The sequence below is a fragment of the Altererythrobacter sp. Root672 genome (assembly GCF_001427865.1).
Classification (GTDB): Bacteria; Pseudomonadota; Alphaproteobacteria; order Sphingomonadales; family Sphingomonadaceae; genus Croceibacterium_A.
Genome location: NZ_LMHH01000002.1, coordinates 533,361 through 550,482, shown reverse-complemented (window position 1 = coordinate 550,482; position 17,122 = coordinate 533,361). Strand labels below are relative to the sequence as shown.

Annotated in this window: 18 protein-coding genes; 15 read left to right on the top strand and 3 right to left on the bottom strand. The window is 64.4% G+C overall.

The genetic code is table 11. From position 1 onward, the window contains the following. Positions 1–226: 226 nt before the first annotated feature. The 3 genes from ASD76_RS13955 to ASD76_RS13945 all read left to right on the top strand — a co-directional run bounded on the left by ASD76_RS13955 (position 227) and on the right by ASD76_RS13945 (position 4,279). Positions 227–2,374, top strand: a complete 2,148-nt coding sequence (locus ASD76_RS13955; protein ID WP_055924112.1) for an RNA degradosome polyphosphate kinase — start codon at positions 227–229, stop codon at positions 2,372–2,374. Continuing rightward, entirely contained in the window at positions 2,371–3,876 is a 1,506-nt protein-coding gene (locus ASD76_RS13950; RefSeq protein WP_055924109.1) for a Ppx/GppA family phosphatase, read from the top strand. Before ASD76_RS13955 ends, ASD76_RS13950 begins: the two co-directional genes overlap by 4 nt. An 88-nt stretch (positions 3,877–3,964) precedes the next feature. Further along, positions 3,965–4,279, top strand: coding sequence for a hypothetical protein (locus ASD76_RS13945; RefSeq protein ID WP_055924105.1), 315 nt, complete (start codon positions 3,965–3,967; stop codon positions 4,277–4,279). A 36-nt stretch (positions 4,280–4,315) separates the two neighbouring features. Here ASD76_RS13945 and ASD76_RS13940 read toward each other — a convergent pair whose 3' ends face one another. Continuing rightward, the gene (locus tag ASD76_RS13940; protein WP_055924102.1) at positions 4,316–4,699 is read right to left on the bottom strand and encodes a DUF6152 family protein; all 384 of its coding nucleotides are present in this window, start codon (positions 4,697–4,699) and stop codon (positions 4,316–4,318) included. Between the two features lie 150 nt (positions 4,700–4,849). On the opposite strand from ASD76_RS13940, the gene ASD76_RS13935 reads away from it, so the two are divergent. Next, the gene (locus ASD76_RS13935; protein ID WP_156457727.1) at positions 4,850–5,656 is read left to right on the top strand and encodes a hypothetical protein; all 807 of its coding nucleotides are present in this window, start codon (positions 4,850–4,852) and stop codon (positions 5,654–5,656) included. 84 nt (positions 5,657–5,740) lie between these two features. Beyond that, positions 5,741–6,118 (top strand): hypothetical protein, encoded by a 378-nt coding sequence (locus ASD76_RS13930; protein ID WP_156457726.1) that lies wholly within the window; start codon positions 5,741–5,743, stop codon positions 6,116–6,118. Here the strand turns inward: ASD76_RS13930 and ASD76_RS13925 are convergent. After that, the gene (locus ASD76_RS13925) at positions 6,115–7,002 is read right to left on the bottom strand and encodes a diacylglycerol/lipid kinase family protein (RefSeq protein ID WP_055924092.1); all 888 of its coding nucleotides are present in this window, start codon (positions 7,000–7,002) and stop codon (positions 6,115–6,117) included. The two genes, ASD76_RS13930 and ASD76_RS13925, sit on opposite strands and share 4 nt — an antisense overlap. Positions 7,003–7,115: 113 nt before the next feature. On the opposite strand from ASD76_RS13925, the gene ASD76_RS13920 reads away from it, so the two are divergent. The 10 genes from ASD76_RS13920 (at position 7,116) to ASD76_RS13875 (ending at position 16,593) form a co-directional block, all read left to right on the top strand. After that, complete coding sequence (locus ASD76_RS13920) at positions 7,116–7,619, top strand: MmcB family DNA repair protein (protein WP_055924089.1); 504 nt, start codon at positions 7,116–7,118, stop codon at positions 7,617–7,619. An 82-nt stretch (positions 7,620–7,701) separates the two neighbouring features. After that, a complete protein-coding gene (locus tag ASD76_RS13915) occupies positions 7,702–8,391 on the top strand; it encodes a sterol desaturase family protein (protein WP_055924359.1) in 690 nt (229 codons plus the stop codon). Between the two features lie 117 nt (positions 8,392–8,508). Further along, a complete protein-coding gene (locus ASD76_RS13910) occupies positions 8,509–10,176 on the top strand; it encodes a hypothetical protein (protein ID WP_055924087.1) in 1,668 nt (555 codons plus the stop codon). 78 nt (positions 10,177–10,254) lie between these two features. Further along, the gene (locus tag ASD76_RS13905) at positions 10,255–11,622 is read left to right on the top strand and encodes a M48 family metalloprotease (protein WP_055924084.1); all 1,368 of its coding nucleotides are present in this window, start codon (positions 10,255–10,257) and stop codon (positions 11,620–11,622) included. 45 nt (positions 11,623–11,667) lie between these two features. Continuing rightward, positions 11,668–12,360 carry a DsbA family protein gene (locus tag ASD76_RS13900; protein ID WP_055924079.1) on the top strand — a complete coding sequence of 231 codons (693 nt, stop codon included), beginning with the start codon at positions 11,668–11,670 and terminating at the stop codon, positions 12,358–12,360. A gap of 77 nt (positions 12,361–12,437) precedes the next feature. Next, entirely contained in the window at positions 12,438–13,640 is a 1,203-nt protein-coding gene (locus tag ASD76_RS13895) for a sensor histidine kinase (protein WP_055924356.1), read from the top strand. Further along, entirely contained in the window at positions 13,637–14,431 is a 795-nt protein-coding gene (locus tag ASD76_RS13890; RefSeq protein ID WP_055924076.1) for a LytR/AlgR family response regulator transcription factor, read from the top strand. Before ASD76_RS13895 ends, ASD76_RS13890 begins: the two co-directional genes overlap by 4 nt. Positions 14,432–14,533: 102 nt before the next feature. Then, positions 14,534–15,397 (top strand): carboxylating nicotinate-nucleotide diphosphorylase, encoded by an 864-nt coding sequence (gene nadC / locus ASD76_RS13885; RefSeq protein ID WP_055924073.1) that lies wholly within the window; start codon positions 14,534–14,536, stop codon positions 15,395–15,397. 57 nt (positions 15,398–15,454) lie between these two features. After that, positions 15,455–15,883: a hypothetical protein gene (locus tag ASD76_RS13880; RefSeq protein WP_156457725.1), complete on the top strand. Its 429-nt coding sequence runs from the start codon at positions 15,455–15,457 to the stop codon at positions 15,881–15,883. Positions 15,884–15,984: 101 nt separating this feature from the next. Then, positions 15,985–16,593, top strand: a complete 609-nt coding sequence (locus ASD76_RS13875; protein WP_235506742.1) for a ribonuclease T2 family protein — start codon at positions 15,985–15,987, stop codon at positions 16,591–16,593. Here ASD76_RS13875 and ASD76_RS13870 read toward each other — a convergent pair. Continuing rightward, entirely contained in the window at positions 16,590–17,045 is a 456-nt protein-coding gene (locus tag ASD76_RS13870) for a nucleoside deaminase (RefSeq protein ID WP_055924065.1), read from the bottom strand. The genes ASD76_RS13875 and ASD76_RS13870 overlap by 4 nt on opposite strands. Positions 17,046–17,122: the final 77 nt, after the last annotated feature.

Below are 17,122 nucleotides of genomic sequence, written 5' to 3'. Positions count from 1 at the left end.
GAGCGCTCCGCTTCGACTAAGCGCCAATTGCAATTGGTTCCCGGTTATCTGTTCGTCCCGCCAGATCTGGCGGAGCGTATCGCAAGGGGTTGCCTTGCTAAGGTCTCTGTCGCCCGCAATCTTGCCCTTAGTTAAGCCACTGGCCTTGATGCCGCGAAGATGTCACAAAAGTGCAATCGACGTCTCACACAGGGGTAGCTCCTCATAGCCCCCGCCAAGGACGACAATGATTAGCGCCGTTTCGAGTTTCGACCCGGTGGAGCGTCCGGACATAAACGACCGCTTCTTCAACCGGGAACTGAGCTGGCTCTCGTTCAACGAGCGCGTGCTCGCGGAGGCGACCAGGCCTAGCTATCCCCTGCTCGAACGGCTGCGGTTCCTGGCGATCTCCGGCAGCAACCTCGACGAATTCATGATGATCCGCGTCGCCGGCTTGAGCGGACAAGTGCGCAGCGGCGTCGACGAGGTTTCGATCGACGGCAAGACCCCGCAGCAGCAAGTCGCCGCGGTCCGCTCCAAGATCGGCGAGCTGGTCGACATGCAACAGCGCGCACTCGCGGAGTTGCGGGCGCTGCTCGATAACCAGGGCATCCATATCGTCGACGAGCGGCACATGGACAGCCAGGCGACCGCGTGGTTGCGCCAGTATTTCATCGATTACGTCGTGCCCGTGGTCACTCCACAGGCGATCGATCCGGCCCACCCGTTCCCGTTCGTAGCCAATCAGGGCATCGGCGTGCTGTTCAGCCTGACGCGGATCAGGGACGGCGCGCGACTGGTCGAGATGGTGCTGATTCCCAACGCGATCCCTCGGTTCGTGCGCATTCCGGGTGACGAAGCGACTTACGTCTCGATCGAGAGCGTGATCTGCCGCTTTGCCGACTTGTTGTTCCCCGGCTTCCAGGTCGAAGGCGATGGCGTGTTCCGCGTGCTGCGCGACAGCGATATCGAGCTGGAGGAAGAGGCCGAAGACCTGGTCCGTTACTTCCGCACCGCGATCCAGCGTCGGCGGCGCGGACGGGTGATCCTGATGGAGATCGACCGCGATTGCGCGCCGGAGGCCGAGGCGATCCTGCGCGAACAGCTCGCCCTGCCCGACACGCTGGTCAACAAGACCGACGGCATGCTGGGCATCGGCGGCCTGGCCGGTGTGGTCGAGGAAGACCGGCCCGACCTCAAGTTCGAACCGTTCAACCCGCGCTATCCGGAACGCATTCTCGAGCATGACGGCGATTGCTTCGCCGCCATCCGCGAGAAGGACATGATCATCCACCACCCCTACGAAAGCTTCGAAGCGGTGGTGGACTTCATCCGCCAGGCGGCGAAGGATCCTTCCGTCGTCTCGATCAAGCAGACGCTCTATCGCGCGGGCAACCAGTCCTCGATCATCGCGGCGCTGATCACGGCGGCGGAATCGGGCAAGTCGGTCACCGCCGTGGTCGAACTCAAGGCCCGCTTCGACGAGGAGCAGAACCTGCACTGGGCGTCCGAGCTCGAACGTGCCGGTGTGCAGGTGATCTACGGCTTCATCGACTGGAAGACCCACGCCAAGGTTTCCATGATCGTGCGCCGGGAAGAGCAGGCCTACCGGACCTACTGCCACTTCGGCACCGGCAACTATCATCCGCAGACGGCACGCATCTATACCGACTTCAGCTACTTCACCGCCGACGAAAGCCTCGCACGCGATGCGGTCAAGCTGTTCAACTTCATCACCGGCTATGTCGAACCCCAGCGGACCGAGCAGCTGTCGATCTCGCCCATCAACTTGCGCGAGACGCTTTACGGGCTGATCGACAAGGAGATCGCCAACGCGGAGGCCGGAAAGCCGGCCGCGATCTGGGCGAAGCTCAATTCGCTGACCGACTCGGACATGATCGACCGACTCTACGAAGCGAGCCGGGCCGGCGTGGAAATCCGCCTGGTGGTCCGTGGCATCTGCTGCCTCAAGCCCGGCGTGCCTGGCCTGTCGGAGACGATTTCGGTCAAGTCGATCGTAGGACGCTTCCTTGAGCATGCGCGGATCTGGGCTTTCGCCAACGGCCATGCCCTGCCGAGCCGCCGGGCCAAGGTCTACATCTCCTCGGCCGATGCCATGTCGCGCAATCTCGACCGGCGTGTCGAAACGCTCGTCCCGATCCGCAACGCGACGGTGCACGACCAGATCCTCGACCAAGTCATGGTAGCGAATTTTCTCGATACCGAGCAGAGCTGGGCGCTCGATTCGGGTGGCAACTACCACCGGATCGAAAACAGCGACCATCCGTTCAATTGCCATCGGTATTTCATGACCAACCCCTCCCTCTCCGGCCGCGGCGCCGCACTCAGCCGTGGCGGCGTGCCGAGGCTCGACTTGCGCCGGGGCAGAGAATGAAGGAGCTCCTACGCTCCGACGCCTTCAGGCTAGACCGAGGGGCGCCGGACCGGGCGGTGGTCGACATCGGCTCGAACACCGTACGTCTCGTCGTCTATTCGGGCTCGCAACGGGTGCCTGATGTCTGGTTCAACGAGAAGGTCAGCGCCCGGCTGGGCCGTGAGTTGAACGATACCGGCCGTATTCCCGATCGGGCGGCCGGGCTCGCGCTGGCCGGACTGCGCCGCTTTGCCGCGATCCTGCGCGATCTCGACGTGAAGTGGATCGACGTCGTCGGCACCGCCGCGGTTCGTGAGGCCGTGAATGCCGAGCCGTTCCTGGCTCAGGTGCGGGAAATCGGCCTCGAACCGCGCGTCCTCACCGGCCAGGAAGAAGCGCAGGCCTCCGCCTGGGGCGTGATCGGCGCCTTTCCCGATGCGCACGGCGTGGTCGCGGACTTGGGCGGCGGAAGCCTCGAGCTCGTGTCGGTGGAAGACGGCCGTTCCCACCATGGCGAAAGCCTGCCGCTCGGAACCCTGCGCCTGTCAGGCCTCAGGGAGAAGGGTCCGGTCGCTTTCAAGCGCGCGGTCCACAAAGCCTTCGAGAAGGCCGGATGGGCGGCCGCGCATCCAGGCCCGCTCTACATGGTCGGCGGGACATGGCGCGCCTTCGCCACCTACACCATGCGCAGCACCCTGCACCCGCTGACCGACCCGCACACGTTTGAGCTGGATGTCGCAGACGCCGACAGTATCGCCAAGAAGCTGGTCCGCAGCGAGCCGCGCATCCTGATGGAAACAGCGCGCATTTCGGCCATGCGTGCGAACGCCCTGCCCGATGCGGCCGCAATCATGCGCGCCATGCTGGCCGAATTGCAGCCGACCCATCTGGTGTTCTCATCGTGGGGTCTGCGCGAAGGGCTGCTTCATCAGCGGTTGAGCCCAGAGGATCGGGCAAAGGATCCTTTGCTGGAAGGCATCAGCTATTTCGTCGCGCCGCGCGCCAGTTCAGCCCCTCTCGCCGCGGCGATCGCGGCATGGACGGCAGGTGCGGCGACGCAGGACGCGGAGCCCGAGGCTGAGCGGCTCCGCCTCGCCGCGACGATGCTGGCACTCTCCGCCGTGCGGCTGGAGCCCAACTTGCGTGTGCGGCACTCGCTCGACTGGGCGCTCCACAAGCGCTGGATCGGGGTGGACATGGCCGGCCGCGCGCAGATCGCGGCAGCGCTGCTCGGCGCTTGCGGCAAGCAGATCATCACGCCGGACCTTTTGCGGCTGGCTCCCGAGGAGAAGTTGAAGCAGGCGATCGGCTGGGGCCTCGCCACGCGGCTGTGCCTGAGGCTTGGTGGCGGCGTGCCCCCATCGCCCACCGCCAGCTCGCTCACCCTGTCGGATGGCGATCTCATCTTGCGGCTGGGGAATTCGCTCCGCGACCTTACTTCGCCTGCAATCGAGCAGGACCTCAGGGTTTTAGCCGAGTGGCTTGGCGCAAATCCCGTCCTAAAGCTGATGACCGCCGCATGACGGTCATGTGACGAGCGCGGCAAAAGTCTTGCCCGGATGAGATTCGGCGCGAGACTCAGCGCGGGGTCGAGCTTCGGAGGGACATCCATTGGTAAGGTCAGCAACAGCGGCAACCGGCAAGCGCGGCAACGGGGCGGCGCACGTCGCGCCTGCCAAACGGCCGCCACCCAAGAAACCCGCGATCGACACATCTGCGCTTTCGCTCGAACAACTCGCCCAGGCCGTGCTGGCGGGCGAGGTGAAGCCGCGCGTGGCGGATCTCCGCAGGCTCGCCACGGCAATCCTCGAACCTAAAGCGGACGAGAAGCCTAAGAAAGCCAAGGGCGAGAAGACGAAGAAGGAAAAAGGGAAGCACAAGCTCCCCAAGATCCCAGGTCAGAAAAAGAAGAAGGCGAAGGCCTGACCGGCGCCAATGTGTGGGCAGGGCGCCGGCCAGGACCTACATACGCACCGGTAGCTGTTGCAGAGACTCGCCGTTGGCGCGCTTGACAGTAACGTTGAAGCCGCCGTGGCGGCCGTCGCGGAGCTTGTAGTAAGTCAGGTCGATCTTTTCGCCCGGGGTCAGCGAACGCTTCGACCAGCCGGAACGCGAAAGGTGGTTCGGGCTCATGCCTTCGAACGCCCAGCGATTGCCGGCCGAATCCTTGACGTAGAGGAAGGTGTGCGGATTGGTCCACACCCAGCGCTCCACGGTGACGCCCTTCATTTCGGTCGGCACGCCCCAGTCGAACATCGCGGTGGAATGGTGAGCGACGGCGGGCACGGCAAGAAGCGCACCGAGCCCGGCCGCGGCGGCGATCGCCATGCGGGTTGTCTTGTTCATTGGTCCTCTCTCCTGCGCATCTCCCACCCCATCTGGAAGAGCACTTGCCGTACTTCTCCCGCAAAGATCGGACATAATCAACCCGCCGCTTGACTTAGGCTCACTGAGCACCGCAATCTTTTGCAAAGAGAGAGAATGCGGGAGGGACAAATGAAAGGTTGGACATTGATGGCGCGCGCGCTTGCGGGCGGCGCGGCCCTGGCGATGGCGACGGCATCGCCGGCACAGGACAACCCTCCTCCACGAGGCCAAGGCTATACCGCGCTGGAGCAATTACCCGATTTCACCGGCGTCTGGGCGCCTGACTGGTCGCTGCTGTTCGGCGGCGGTGCGGGCGGCCCTCCGGCCCAGCCCAAGCTGACCCCGGCCGCGCAGCAACGACTCGATGCGTTCCGCGCGAAGCAGGCGGCCGAGGGCGTCGACCAGTCTGCTCAGGTAAGCTGCCTGCCGCCCGGCATGCCCGGGATCATGCGCCAGCCTTATCCGATCGAGTTCCTGTTCACGCCGGGCCGCGTGACGATCTTCGCCGAAACCTACACCCAGGCGCGGCGCATCTACACCGACGGGCGCGCGCTGCCCGAAGACCCGGACTTCCTGTTCAATGGCACTTCGGTCGGGCGCTGGGACGGCGATACGCTGCTTGTCGACACGGTCGGCTTCAGCCCGGTGACCGACATTTCCGGCGGCATTCCCCACGGCGAGAAAATGCGCATCCAGGAGAGGATCTGGCTTGATAAGCCCGACGTGCTGCGGATCGAGACCACTATCACCGACCCCGACGTGCTGACCGAACCCTACGTCCAACAGCTCGCGTTCCGCCGAGAGAAGACCTGGGAGATTCGCGAATACGTCTGCGAGGAAAACAACCGCCTGGTGAAGGACGGTGGCGGGGCCAACGTCGATCTCGGACTCGATGACGAAGGCGATCCGTTCGGTCCGCCGCCTGAAGGCCAGTAAGATTCGGTGCCCGGAGCCTAACCGGCTTCGGGCGCTAACCAATTCGCAAGCAGCGAAGCGCTAACCCGGCAGGCGATGAACGCCATGCCGCCCTCCTTCTACGCCGCGCCCGACAACTTTGTGCCGGGACGGAATGAGACGCTCGAAGCCTCGCTACGCTGGACGGCGCTGGCCGAGGCCGCCCGAGTGGTCGCAACCCTTGCCCGAGTCGAAACCGAACCGGCCTCCGCTGACGGGCGCGAGATTGGCGAACTGTTGCAGGGCGCCGATCCCTGGCGTCGGGAGCGCGCCGAACACGGCATCGCCGATATTTCCGCCTTCATGCAGCCCGGTATCGTCGCGCTGCTGTCGGTAAGTGCGCGCGGAGTCGATCCCAAGCCTGCCGCCCAGGCGCTGTGGGAGGAATTCATCGACGCCCGAGCCGCCGTGATGGCGCTGCTCAACCCCGCCGGTGCCGCCTAACAGAAGGCCAGCGGCACTTCGCTGACGGCCATCGAGGCCGGAAGCGTGCCGACGATGTCCCCATCCGCCTGCAACGGGAGCGCGACTTTGCACGTGGCGGTCAGCTCTCGACAGGTGAAGCTCACCACGCCCGCCTGGCGCGAAGCGTCGCGTCCGCAGATCAAGCCGAACACGAAACGCGCATAGTCGCGACGCCGAGCCCTGGGCAGGGCGACGAGGTGCAACAGCGGATCGTGCACGCGAGCCGCCCGGGCGAGGCTCCATGCGCCAGCGTAATAGCGGCCCTTGGCGACATAGAACGCCTCGCATTCGAGCACCCGGCCTTCGGCCTCGAGGCGAATGGAGTGCCGCGGCCAATGCCACAGCAACTTACAGAACGCGGCAGCGTAGGCGAGGCGCCCGATCCGCCGCTTGAGCGGCAACGAGACACGCTCAACCGCGTAGCTGTCCGGCCCTGCTCCGGCGCAAGAAAAGAAGAACCCGTCACCCAGCGCGACAGGATAGTGCGGGCGCCCCGCGCGGCCTTGGAGGACGAGCCGGGCAAAGGCGCGCGGATCGGCAGGATATTCCGCTTCTCGCGCGAGCAGGTTGATGGTTCCCGAAGGGTAGATGCTGAGCGGAACCGCACGCGTCTGCCGAGCCATCGCACCAGCCACGCGGCGCACGGTTCCATCTCCGCCGACAACGCAGACGTGGGTGGCGGTTTCGGCGAACTCGGGGTCACCGCCACTGTCGCAGTGAAGGACAGTCGCACCCTCTGCCTCCAGCGACCGCGCCAGCTCCGCAATGCGCTCGCGCGAATACGATCCCGAGGTGGGATTGGTGAACAGCTGGACCACTGGCGCGGCCAGCTGTTTCGCAATGTTCCGCGCAGGCACGCCCATGCTTCCAGCACCATCCTCAAACCCTGGAGCACGCAGTCATGCACCAGCGGCCCCTAACGATCCGTGCATGACGCTACCTTGACCATGTTCCACATCTGTTCCATTTTGGGTGAATGGCCGATTCTCCCAGTCTCGCTCTTGGCTCCGAACTCTCTGAACGTCGTGCGGCAGCGGTGGCGCGCGGCATCTGCCGGCTATTTGCGCGCAACGACATCTGGGCTCTCCCCGAAATGCCGCTGCGCAACGGGCGGCGAGCGGACCTCATGGGGATCGACGCCAAGGGCCATATCGTCATCGTCGAGATCAAGACCGCCCGGTCGGACTTGCTGGGTGACGGCAAGTGGCCCGACTATCTCGATTTCTGCGACAAGTTCTTCTGGGGCCTGCCGCCTGAACTTGACCGCACCTGTCTGGAAGGCCCCGACTTCCGTCCCGATTGCTGCGGCGTGATCGTGGCCGACGAATACGACGCCGAGATCGTCCGGCCGGCGCCAAGCCATCCGCTGGCCGCCGCCCGGCGCAAGGTCGAGACCGAACGCCTGGCGCGCACGGCCCTGCGCCGCCATCTCGTCGGACTCGACCCGCAGTGCGCTGTCTGGGGCCAAGGCCTGGGCTAACACCGCAAGCCGTCGCTTCCCAAAGGATGGCTGCTTGTGGCAGCATGTGCGCGTGAACGAACTGGCTCTCTCAGCCCTGGCCATGACGGCCATCGTCGCTGCACGCTATGCGCTTTCAAGCGGAGTGTTCGCGTTCGTCACACGCCGCATCCACCCAGGGCTCTATGCCGGGCTGGACCCGCAAATCCGGCGCGAGATCGTCTGGTCGCTCGCCTCGGCGGCGATCTATGGGGTTCCTGCCGGAATCGTCGCGTGGGGCTGGCAAAACCGCGGCTGGACGCAGATCTACACCGGCCTTGCCGACTATCCGCTGTGGTACTTGCCGGTCTCGCTCTTCGCTTATCTCCTCCTACACGATACCTGGTTCTACTGGACCCACCGCCTGTTCCACCGTCCGCGCTGGTTCCGGGCCGCCCACGCGGTCCACCATGCGAGCCGACCGCCAACCGCCTGGGCGGCGATGAGCTTCCACCCGATCGAGGCCCTGAGCGGCGCCGTGGTCATTCCGTTGCTGGTGTTCGTGGTGCCGATCCATGTCGCCATGCTCGGCCTGGTGCTGGCGATCATGACCCTGATGGGCGTGACCAACCACATGGGGTGGGAGATGTTTCCCCGCGCGCTCGTCCATTCCAGGCTAGGCGGCTGGCTGATTACCGCGAGCCACCACCAGCGGCATCATGATGCGTACCGCTGCAACTACGGGCTCTATTTCCGCTTCTGGGACCGCCTGTGCGGCACCGACCGGGGCCTCGCCATCCCGGACCCGGCCTAGCGCTGCGCAAAGCCTTGGCCGGATACGGAAAGCGCCGGCGGCACGAGGGGAATTTTACGGGTAATTAACTATGCCGCGCCCATAGGCAGTCGCGAAGAGGTTTAGGGGACTAGCTGCATGGACACGGTGCGGGGCAACTTCGGGCCTATTGCCGACGGTGACGGCTATGACCCGGCCGACGACGAACCCGTTCGTCGCACTCCGCCACGTCCCGAGATCGGTCAGGACGAACGGCGCATGCAGGTGCGCGCCTATAATCATTGGGCCAGCCTGCTCGACGACCGCAACTACCCGGCGATCGAAGACCTCGAACTGGATAGCCTCCCCGACTTCGGTCCCTACAGCGTGTTGCTCGACTTCAGCAGGGGTATCGAGAACCCCGGCATCTCCTTTATCGGCGACAAGCTGGCGGAAGAATGCGGCGAAGGCGATGCAGAGCTGTTGACGCTGGCCGACGTGCCGGCGCGCTCGCTGCTGACGCGCATCACCGACCATTACATGCAGATCCTCGCCAACCAGGCGCCGATCGGCTTCGAGGCGGAGTTCGTGAACCAGCGCGGGGCGACTCTCGCCTACCGCGGGATTCTACTGCCTTATTCGAGCGACGATGACACGATCGACTTCATCTATGGGGTGATCAACTGGAAGGAACTCGCCGACTCTCTCGATTCGGATGAGCTCCTGCTCGAGATCGACCAGGTCCTTGAAGCCCGAACCGACACCGATTTCGAAGATCACGTCGAGGATCTCGGCCTGCCGACAGGACTTTCGATCAACGTGACCTATAGCGAACCGCCCGCACCGACCGATGACGTCCCCACGCCCACCGGATTCGATCCTCTGCCGCTCCCGTCATTCGGCATCGCTGCCGAAGAGGAGGCCTATGCATTGGCCGATGACGATGAGGCCGAAGATGAGGAACTCTTCGAGGCCGTCTACCAACTCGACGAGAGCGAGGAGGAGGATGACGAGGAAGTCGGTTACGAATCCGACGACTCAGACGAGGCCGAGGAAGACGATCACCGCCCTTCGTTTGGCTCGCTGCTCAAGATGCCGATCCTGACCTCCGAAGGTACGGGGAAGCTGCCCATCGAACTGGGCGACCCGATCGACGACGACGAATTCGACCTAACCGACTATATCGAAACCGCGATGGAAATGCCGTCGGTCGATCCGATGAGCATGGGCCTCAGCGACTGGCTCGCAGCGGCGCGCGAAATGGCCGATGCGGCCAACAACAGCGAAGATCGCACCCGCACTGCGCTCTACGAAGCGATTGGTCGGGCTTACGATTTCTCGCTCGCTGCTATCGAAACACCAAACGAATTCAACGAATTGCTCGCCGATGCCGGTCTGACGGTCCAGGTCCGCGCGCCGATGACGCCGGTGGTCAAGCTCGTGTTCGGGCATGACTACGACAAGACGCGTCTCACCGAATACGCCTCGGCCCTGACTTACGCGCACCGTATCGAACTGCCGCGCGGCGCCCTCGGCCCTTACCTGCGCGACGCGGACGGCGGCCTCAAGGGCGTGGTCCAGGCCGAACGCCGCCTGCGCCGCGAGGAAGCCGGCAAGGACGTTGAGACGCCGAACGGGCTGCGCGAAGCGCTAGCCCTGAAGCTGCGCGGCATGCCGTCGCTCTCGTTCAATTCGCTGGCCCCAGAAGGCAACGAGTTCGCCTTGGTCATGATCCGTCGAAACGAAGCCGGCGAAATCGTGATACTGGGCGAAGTGCCCGAAGACGCCTCGCTGCTCGAACGCGCCGCCAAGCGCCTGATCGGCTAAGCAACGGCCGAATGACGGCAGGCAAGCCGCCAAGCTTCAGTTTCCGTTCATGCCCCGATGCGCTAGGCTTGCCTGGAAATGCGACCCGCCACCAGCCTGCTCGCTCGCCTGCTAGCCTTCGCGGCCCTGCTCGTCATCGGCGTTCAACCCGTCGCTGCGCAGTCGATCCTGCGCGACGCAGAAACCGAAGCCTTGCTGCAGGATCTCGTCGAACCCATCACCGAGGCGGCCGGCTTGCAGAAGGGCGCGGTCGATGTCGTTCTGCTGGATGACCCGTCGATCAACGCTTTCGTCGCCGGCGGGCAAAGGATCTACATCCATTCCGGCCTGATCAACGCGGCCGACAATGCCAACATGGTCCAGGGCGTATTGGCGCACGAAATGGGCCACATCACCGGCGGTCACATAATCAGCGGCACCGACAGCATGGGCAAGGCCATGAAGATCCAGCTCCTTTCGATGCTGGCCGGAATTGCCGCCGCCGTCGCTGGTGCTGGTGACGCGGCGATGGCGGCGATGGCCCTTGGCCAACAGGCCGCTCTTGGGAATTACCTGTCCTTTTCCCGGACCCAGGAATCGAGTGCTGACGCCGCGGGCGTGCAGTACCTTTCGAAGGCGGGGATTACGGGCAAGGGCTCGCTCGCGTTCTTCCAAAAGCTGCAAAATCAGGAATTCCGCTACGGCTACAGCCAGAGCGACGAAGCCGGTTTCGCCCGGACGCACCCGCTCTCCGGCGATCGCCTTGCCCGTCTTGAGCTGGACTATCGCGCCGATCCCGCTTGGGACACGCCGCCCGACCCGGAGCAGCAGGAACGCTTCCTGCGCATCAAGGCCAAGCTGTTCGGCTATCTGGCGACGCCGCAGCAGACGCTCAATTCCTATCCGACCTACATGACATCGGTGCCGGCCCGCTATGCCCGCGCCTATGCCTACCACAAGGAATCGCGGATGGAGGATGCGCTCGCCGAAACCGACGCGCTGATCGCCGCTGATCCCAAGGACCCCTATTTCCTCGAGCTGAAGGGCCAGGTCCTGCTCGAATCGGGCAAGCCTGCGGAGGCGCTGGAACCGCTGCGCCAGTCGGTCGAAATGACCAACAACGACCCGCTGATCGCCACGACTTTCGCTCACGCCCTGCTCGCGACCGAAGACCAGGGCCATCTGGAAGAGGCCGAAAAGGTGCTCCGCGCGGCTGTCGGTCGCGACCGGGAGAACCCCTCGGCCTGGTACCAGCTCGGTGTGGTCTACGGCGCTCGCGGCGACATCCCGCGGGCTCGGCTGGCGAGCGCAGAGCAACAGATCATGAGCGGCCGTCCGCGCGAGGCCCTGCAGAACGCGGAATCGGCTGAACATACCTTGCCACAGGGCACGTCGGACTGGATCCGGGCGCAGGACGTCGCGATGCAGGCGCGCGCGGAGCTCGAGAACGAACGGAACCGCCGATGACGGCTTCCATTGCCAGCGGGCCGGGTAATCCTTAGGTCAAGGCCAATGCGCTGGTTTCTTACTCTGGTAATTTCGCTCTCCGCCGGTTTCGCCGGTGCTGCCCTGTGGGACCTGACCGGTCTCGGAGGCCGCACCACGCGCGAATACCTGATGGCCAATCCTGAAGTGCTGCCCGAAGCGATGAAAGTGCTTCAGGAGCGCGAACAGCTTGCCCGGATCGAGCCGATGCGCGGCCAACTCGAAACGCCTTTCCCAGGCGCCGTGCTCGGCAATCCGCAAGGATCGGTCACACTGGTCGAGTTCAGCGATTACGCCTGCACCTATTGCCGCCAAAGCATTGCGGATGTGGATGCGCTGATCGCTGCCAATCCTGACCTTAGGGTGGTGATGCACGAATATCCGATCCTTTCAGCCGAGAGCGTCGACGCCGCTCGCATGGCGCTCGCAGCGGCTCAGCAGGGCCGCTACGCGCAGTTCCACGCCGCGATGTTCCGGCTTGGCCCTCCTAGCCCTGAGGCGATCCAGGCGGCCGCCAAGGAGGCCGGGATGGACCTTGCGAAGGCCAATGCCGCCATTGCCTCGGGCATGTTCGACGCCCAGCTGCACGCCAATGCCTCGCTTGCCAGCACGCTGGGCATTTCGGGCACGCCGGGCTGGGTCATCGGCAACCGGACGTTGAACGGCGCAGTCGGCCGTGACACGATCGGGGAGGCCATCGAAGAGGCGCGCAAGACCTGAGCTGGCTACCCTCATTCAGCAGCCCGGCTTCCCGCAAGCTCGTGACGCAGACTCCCGCATCGGGCGAGTACGGCGCGATGTCGAACCTCCCCTTCCGCCCTGCGCCTTTCTTCGAGAACAAGGACCGCGCCTTCTGGCGCCTGCAGTTCGTGGGTTGGGGCGCCGCGGCGTTTCAGCGCGGGATGTCCGCACTCGCGAACGGTCAGGACCTGTCATTCCTGGTGCTGGTGCTGATCGAAGCCATAACCGGCTTCTCGATCAGCCTGGTCCTCTCGGTGATCTACGGAAAGCTGATCAACCGCCGCCCGATCATCACCTGGAGTGTGACGGCCGTCGTCCTGGTCACGGCAGTGTTCGTGGCAGCGTTCATCAACGGTTGGGCAGTCAGCCTGCAGCGAGGGGGCACGACCGGGTTCGTCCAGCTGGTTCTGGGCCTGTCCTACATCCACATGACCCTGCTCGGCGCGTGGTCAGCGCTCTACTACGCCATCAACTATTACCTGCAGGTCGAAGAGCAAGCGGACAGACTTGAGCGGCTCGAGGCGCAGGCGACGAGCGCCCAGCTCGCCATGCTTCGCTATCAGCTCAATCCGCACTTCCTGTTCAATACCCTGAATTCGATCAGCACCCTGGTCCTGCTCAAACAGACCGAGCCGGCGAATGCCATGCTCACGCGGCTGTCGGGCTTCCTGCGGCACACCCTGGTTACCCAGCCCGGCGGCAAGGTTTCCGTGGCGCAGGAGGTAGAAACCCTGAAGCTCTACCTCGATATCGAGCGCATGCGCTTCGAGGAACGGCTGCGCACCGTGTTCAAGGTCGAGCCCGCAGCGGCGGGGGCCAGCATCCCTTCGCTGCTGCTCCAGCCGTTGGTGGAAAATGCGATCAAGTACGCCGTCTCGCCCCAGGAAGAAGGCGCGCGCATCAGCCTGACCGCGCAAGTCATCGGCAACCGTTTACGCGTGACCGTAGCCGACACCGGCCCGGGCGCGCAGGCCACCGCAACGGCCGCACGCGTCAGCGATGCGCTGTTGGGATCTCACAACATGGTGTCGACCGGCGTCGGCCTGGCGAATATCCGCGACAGACTGGCGCAAGCCTATGGCGAGGAGCACCGTTTCGAGATTGAAACGCCACCGGAGGGTGGCTTCACCGTGATTATCGAAATTCCGTACGAACCCTTCCAGGACTCTGCGGCGGAAATTGGCTCCGCCGTGAAACCGGCAACGGCTCCATCCGTTGCCACCGTACCCGGACAACGGGCGATGGGAACTAGTGCATGACAATTCGAACGCTAATCGTCGATGACGAGAAACTTGCGATCCAGGGCCTTCAGCTGCGGCTGGAGCCTTATTCCGACGTCGAGATCATCGGCACCTGCGCCAATGGGCGCGAGGCGATCCGCGCCATCAAGACCGAAAAGCCCGACCTGGTCTTCCTCGACATCCAGATGCCCGGCTTCGACGGCTTTTCGGTGGTCAAGGGCGTGATGGAGCTCGAACCGCCGTTGTTCGTCTTCGTCACTGCGTTCGAGGAACACGCGATCCGCGCTTTCGAGGCCAATGCCGTCAATTACCTGATGAAGCCGGTGGACGAGGACAAGCTGGCCGACACGCTCGACCGCGTCCGCACCCGCCTCGCTGAAAAGCGCTCGGCCGACGAGGCCAAGAAGCTGCAGGACGTGCTGGCTGAAATCGCGCCCGACGCGATCGAGAACATGCCCATCGAAGACGAGAATGCCGGCCGCTACGAAAAGATGATCAACATCAAGGATCGGGGCCAGATCTTCCGCGTCGATGTCGATTCGATCGAGCACATCGAAGCCGCGGGCGACTACATGTGCATCTACACCGGCGACAACTCGCTGATCCTGCGCGAGACGATGAAGGACCTCGAACGCCGGCTCGATCCGCGCGTGTTCCAGCGCGTCCACCGCTCGACCATCGTCAATCTCGACCAGGTGCGCCAGGTGAAGCCGCACACCAATGGCGAGTGTTTCCTGGTACTGGGCTCAGGTGCCGAGGTGAAGGTCAGCCGTTCGTATAGGGACGTGGTGGCCCGGTTCGTCCACTAGTCTGTTTCCGCCTCAATCGTCGGCGGGCCCATCCAGTCCCCTGGCTTGCGGCACTGCCCGTCGACGCTTGAGGCTCAGCTAAAAAAGCTCCAGACGGCGCGAATGACCGTCTTCTCCCTTCCCGGCTTCGACCTGAACGCTTTCGTCCGCGCCACTCTGGATGAAGATCTGGGTGTCGGCCTGCCCAATGGCGGGCGCGATGTGACGGCCGAGAGCGTCATACCCGCGGACTCCCGCTTCTCGGGCCTGATGGACAGCCGCGATCCGATCGTCGTTGCGGGCCTGCCGATTGCGGCGGCGTTCTTCCAAGCGCTCGATCCAGACATGGAGATCGAGCTGCTGGCGGAGGAGGGCGATGCGGTTCCCGCCGGCACCGACATCATGCGCCTGACGGGCAATGCCCGCGCCATGCTCACCGCCGAACGCAGCGCGCTTAACACCGTGCAGCACCTCTCGGGAATCGCCACCATGAGCCGCCAATACGTCGAGGCCATGGGCCAGACCGATTGCGTCCTGCTCGACACGCGCAAGACCATCCCCGGCCTGCGCATGCTCGAGAAATACGCCACCCGCATGGGCGGCGCCCAGAACCACCGGATGGGGCTGTGGGACGCAGCGATGATCAAGGACAACCACATCCTCGTTGCGGGCGGAGTAGCCGAGGCCGTCCGCCGCGCGCGCGAGGTGGGGGTCGAACGGATCATTTGCGAGGTGGATCGCATTGACCAGATCGAACCCGCCCTCGCCGCCGGGGCAGGCCACCTGTTGCTCGACAACATGGATCCGCCGACCTTGCGAGAGGCTGTGAATGCAGTCGGCGGAAGAGTGCCGACAGAGGCCTCTGGCGGCGTGCGTCTCGACACCATCAGCGCCATAGCGGCAAGCGGGGTCGACTTCGTCTCCGTAGGACGCCTCACCCAGAGCGCGCCCGCGGCCGACATTGGACTCGACTTCACGCCCCTGTGACATTGCGCGAATGGACCCGCTGAGGCAGGAAGTCCTGGCAATCAAGGGGGGCAATCCATGCGACCGCAATCCATTCTTATGTTCGAACGGCTGTTTCTGGCCTCGCTCGCCTTGAGCTTGGTCGGCTTCGCCATCAGCTACCAAGCTGCGGTGGACGCCCTGACGAGCGATCCGGCTATGCAGCAGCTGGGGATCGGCGGCGGCCTCATCATTGGCGCTGCGGCCGTCGGATATGCGATCTATCTCGGCCTCTGGTACCTGATCGCCCACAAGGCCGCGAACTGGGCGAAATGGGTCCTCGTCGTTTTCGTGGCACTCGGTTTGACGTCGCTCCGCGCTGCGTTTTCGGGCTCCTGGGGTCTCACGACTTTCCTGAATCTGGCAGTTTACGGGCTTGAGCTCGTCGCGGTTGCCTACTTGTTCAAGGCCGACGCAAAAGCATGGCTGAGCGGCGAGGACACAGGCGACCCGGCCACCTTCGAGTGAGCAAAGGGACGCTTGTTGCGAGCCTTGTAGCTCTCACACTGGCGTCCGGCACGGCTCAGGCCCAGGCTTATCAGTGCCAGGTCCCCCGCGGGCCTCTGAGCGTGCCCGCCGTCAAGCGCGACGGGCCCGTGCGTCAGGTACCGATCGCTGGCTATACGCTCGCACTCAGCTGGTCTCCTGAGTACTGCCGCGGGCGCGAAACGCGGGCGAGCGATCGCCGGCAATGTTCGGGCAAGTCAGGGCGTTTCGGCTTTGTTGTCCACGGTCTCTGGCCGCCCGAGGGCCGCGGCACCTGGCCGCAATGGTGCCCGGCCACGAGCCAGCCATCGTCCCCCGAGCTTGCCCGTAACCTATGTATGACACCCTCGGCAGGGCTGCTGGCGCACGAGTGGGCCAAGCATGGCAGCTGCATGACGCGGCGACCCGAGAACTACTTCAAGGTCACGCGCATCCTCTGGAACAGCCTGCGCTGGCCGGACTTCGATCGGATCGCCCGCTCGGAAGACCTGACCGCCGGAGACATTCGCGAAGCCTTCACGCAAGCGAATCGCTATTGGGAGCCCGAGCATGTCGGCCTGGTTCTCAATGAGCGCGGATGGCTGAAAGAGATGCGGCTTTGCTACGGCAAGGACTTCATGCCGGCCAAATGCGACAAACAGCGTTTCGGACCAGCCGATTCGGCGCCGGTGAAGGTTTGGCGCGGCCTTTAGCGCCGGGCGGCGAAAAATTCCCGCAACTGCGCCGCCGCAGGTTCTTCGCCGATACCGGGATAGACTTCGGGCCGGTGAAGGCATTGCGGATGCTCGAATACCCGCGCACCGTGCTCAACCGCTCCGCCCTTGGGATCGGGCGCGCCGTAATAGAGCCGAGCGATTCGCGCATGGACGATGGCTCCGGCACACATCGCGCAAGGTTCAAGCGTGACCCACAGATCGCATCCCTCAAGCCGCTCACTGCCCAGCTTTTCCGCCGCGCGGCGTAAGGCCAGCACTTCGGCGTGGGCCGTGGGGTCGGTCAGTTCGCGCGGGGCGTTGTGCGCTTCGCCCACGACGACTCCGTCCTTGACCACCACGGCACCGATCGGCACCTCGCCCGCCAAGGCAGCTTTGCGGGCCAGTTCGAGCGCACGCGCCATCGGTTCGGGAAGCGGCCAGCGGGTCATGCAACCCGGCTAGGGCGCAAGATTGGTTGACGCAAGCAGGACCCACCGCTATGTGCGCCGCTTTCCGGGACACCCCC

Bases quoted from the DNA above. Each gene is read 5' to 3' on its own strand.
- ASD76_RS13955 (WP_055924112.1), top strand. From the start codon at position 227: ATGATTAGCGCCGTTTCGAGTTTCGACCCGGTGGAGCGTCCGGACATA.
- ASD76_RS13950 (WP_055924109.1), top strand. From the start codon at position 2,371: ATGAAGGAGCTCCTACGCTCCGACGCCTTCAGGCTAGACCGAGGGGCG.
- ASD76_RS13940 (WP_055924102.1), bottom strand. From the start codon at position 4,699: ATGAACAAGACAACCCGCATGGCGATCGCCGCCGCGGCCGGGCTCGGT.
- ASD76_RS13935 (WP_156457727.1), top strand. From the start codon at position 4,850: ATGAAAGGTTGGACATTGATGGCGCGCGCGCTTGCGGGCGGCGCGGCC.
- ASD76_RS13930 (WP_156457726.1), top strand. From the start codon at position 5,741: ATGCCGCCCTCCTTCTACGCCGCGCCCGACAACTTTGTGCCGGGACGG.
- ASD76_RS13925 (WP_055924092.1), bottom strand. From the start codon at position 7,002: ATGGGCGTGCCTGCGCGGAACATTGCGAAACAGCTGGCCGCGCCAGTG.
- ASD76_RS13920 (WP_055924089.1), top strand. From the start codon at position 7,116: ATGGCCGATTCTCCCAGTCTCGCTCTTGGCTCCGAACTCTCTGAACGT.
- ASD76_RS13915 (WP_055924359.1), top strand. From the start codon at position 7,702: ATGACGGCCATCGTCGCTGCACGCTATGCGCTTTCAAGCGGAGTGTTC.
- ASD76_RS13910 (WP_055924087.1), top strand. From the start codon at position 8,509: ATGGACACGGTGCGGGGCAACTTCGGGCCTATTGCCGACGGTGACGGC.
- ASD76_RS13905 (WP_055924084.1), top strand. From the start codon at position 10,255: ATGCGACCCGCCACCAGCCTGCTCGCTCGCCTGCTAGCCTTCGCGGCC.
- ASD76_RS13900 (WP_055924079.1), top strand. From the start codon at position 11,668: ATGCGCTGGTTTCTTACTCTGGTAATTTCGCTCTCCGCCGGTTTCGCC.
- ASD76_RS13895 (WP_055924356.1), top strand. From the start codon at position 12,438: ATGTCGAACCTCCCCTTCCGCCCTGCGCCTTTCTTCGAGAACAAGGAC.
- ASD76_RS13890 (WP_055924076.1), top strand. From the start codon at position 13,637: ATGACAATTCGAACGCTAATCGTCGATGACGAGAAACTTGCGATCCAG.
- nadC (WP_055924073.1), top strand. From the start codon at position 14,534: ATGACCGTCTTCTCCCTTCCCGGCTTCGACCTGAACGCTTTCGTCCGC.
- ASD76_RS13880 (WP_156457725.1), top strand. From the start codon at position 15,455: ATGCGACCGCAATCCATTCTTATGTTCGAACGGCTGTTTCTGGCCTCG.
- ASD76_RS13870 (WP_055924065.1), bottom strand. From the start codon at position 17,045: ATGACCCGCTGGCCGCTTCCCGAACCGATGGCGCGTGCGCTCGAACTG.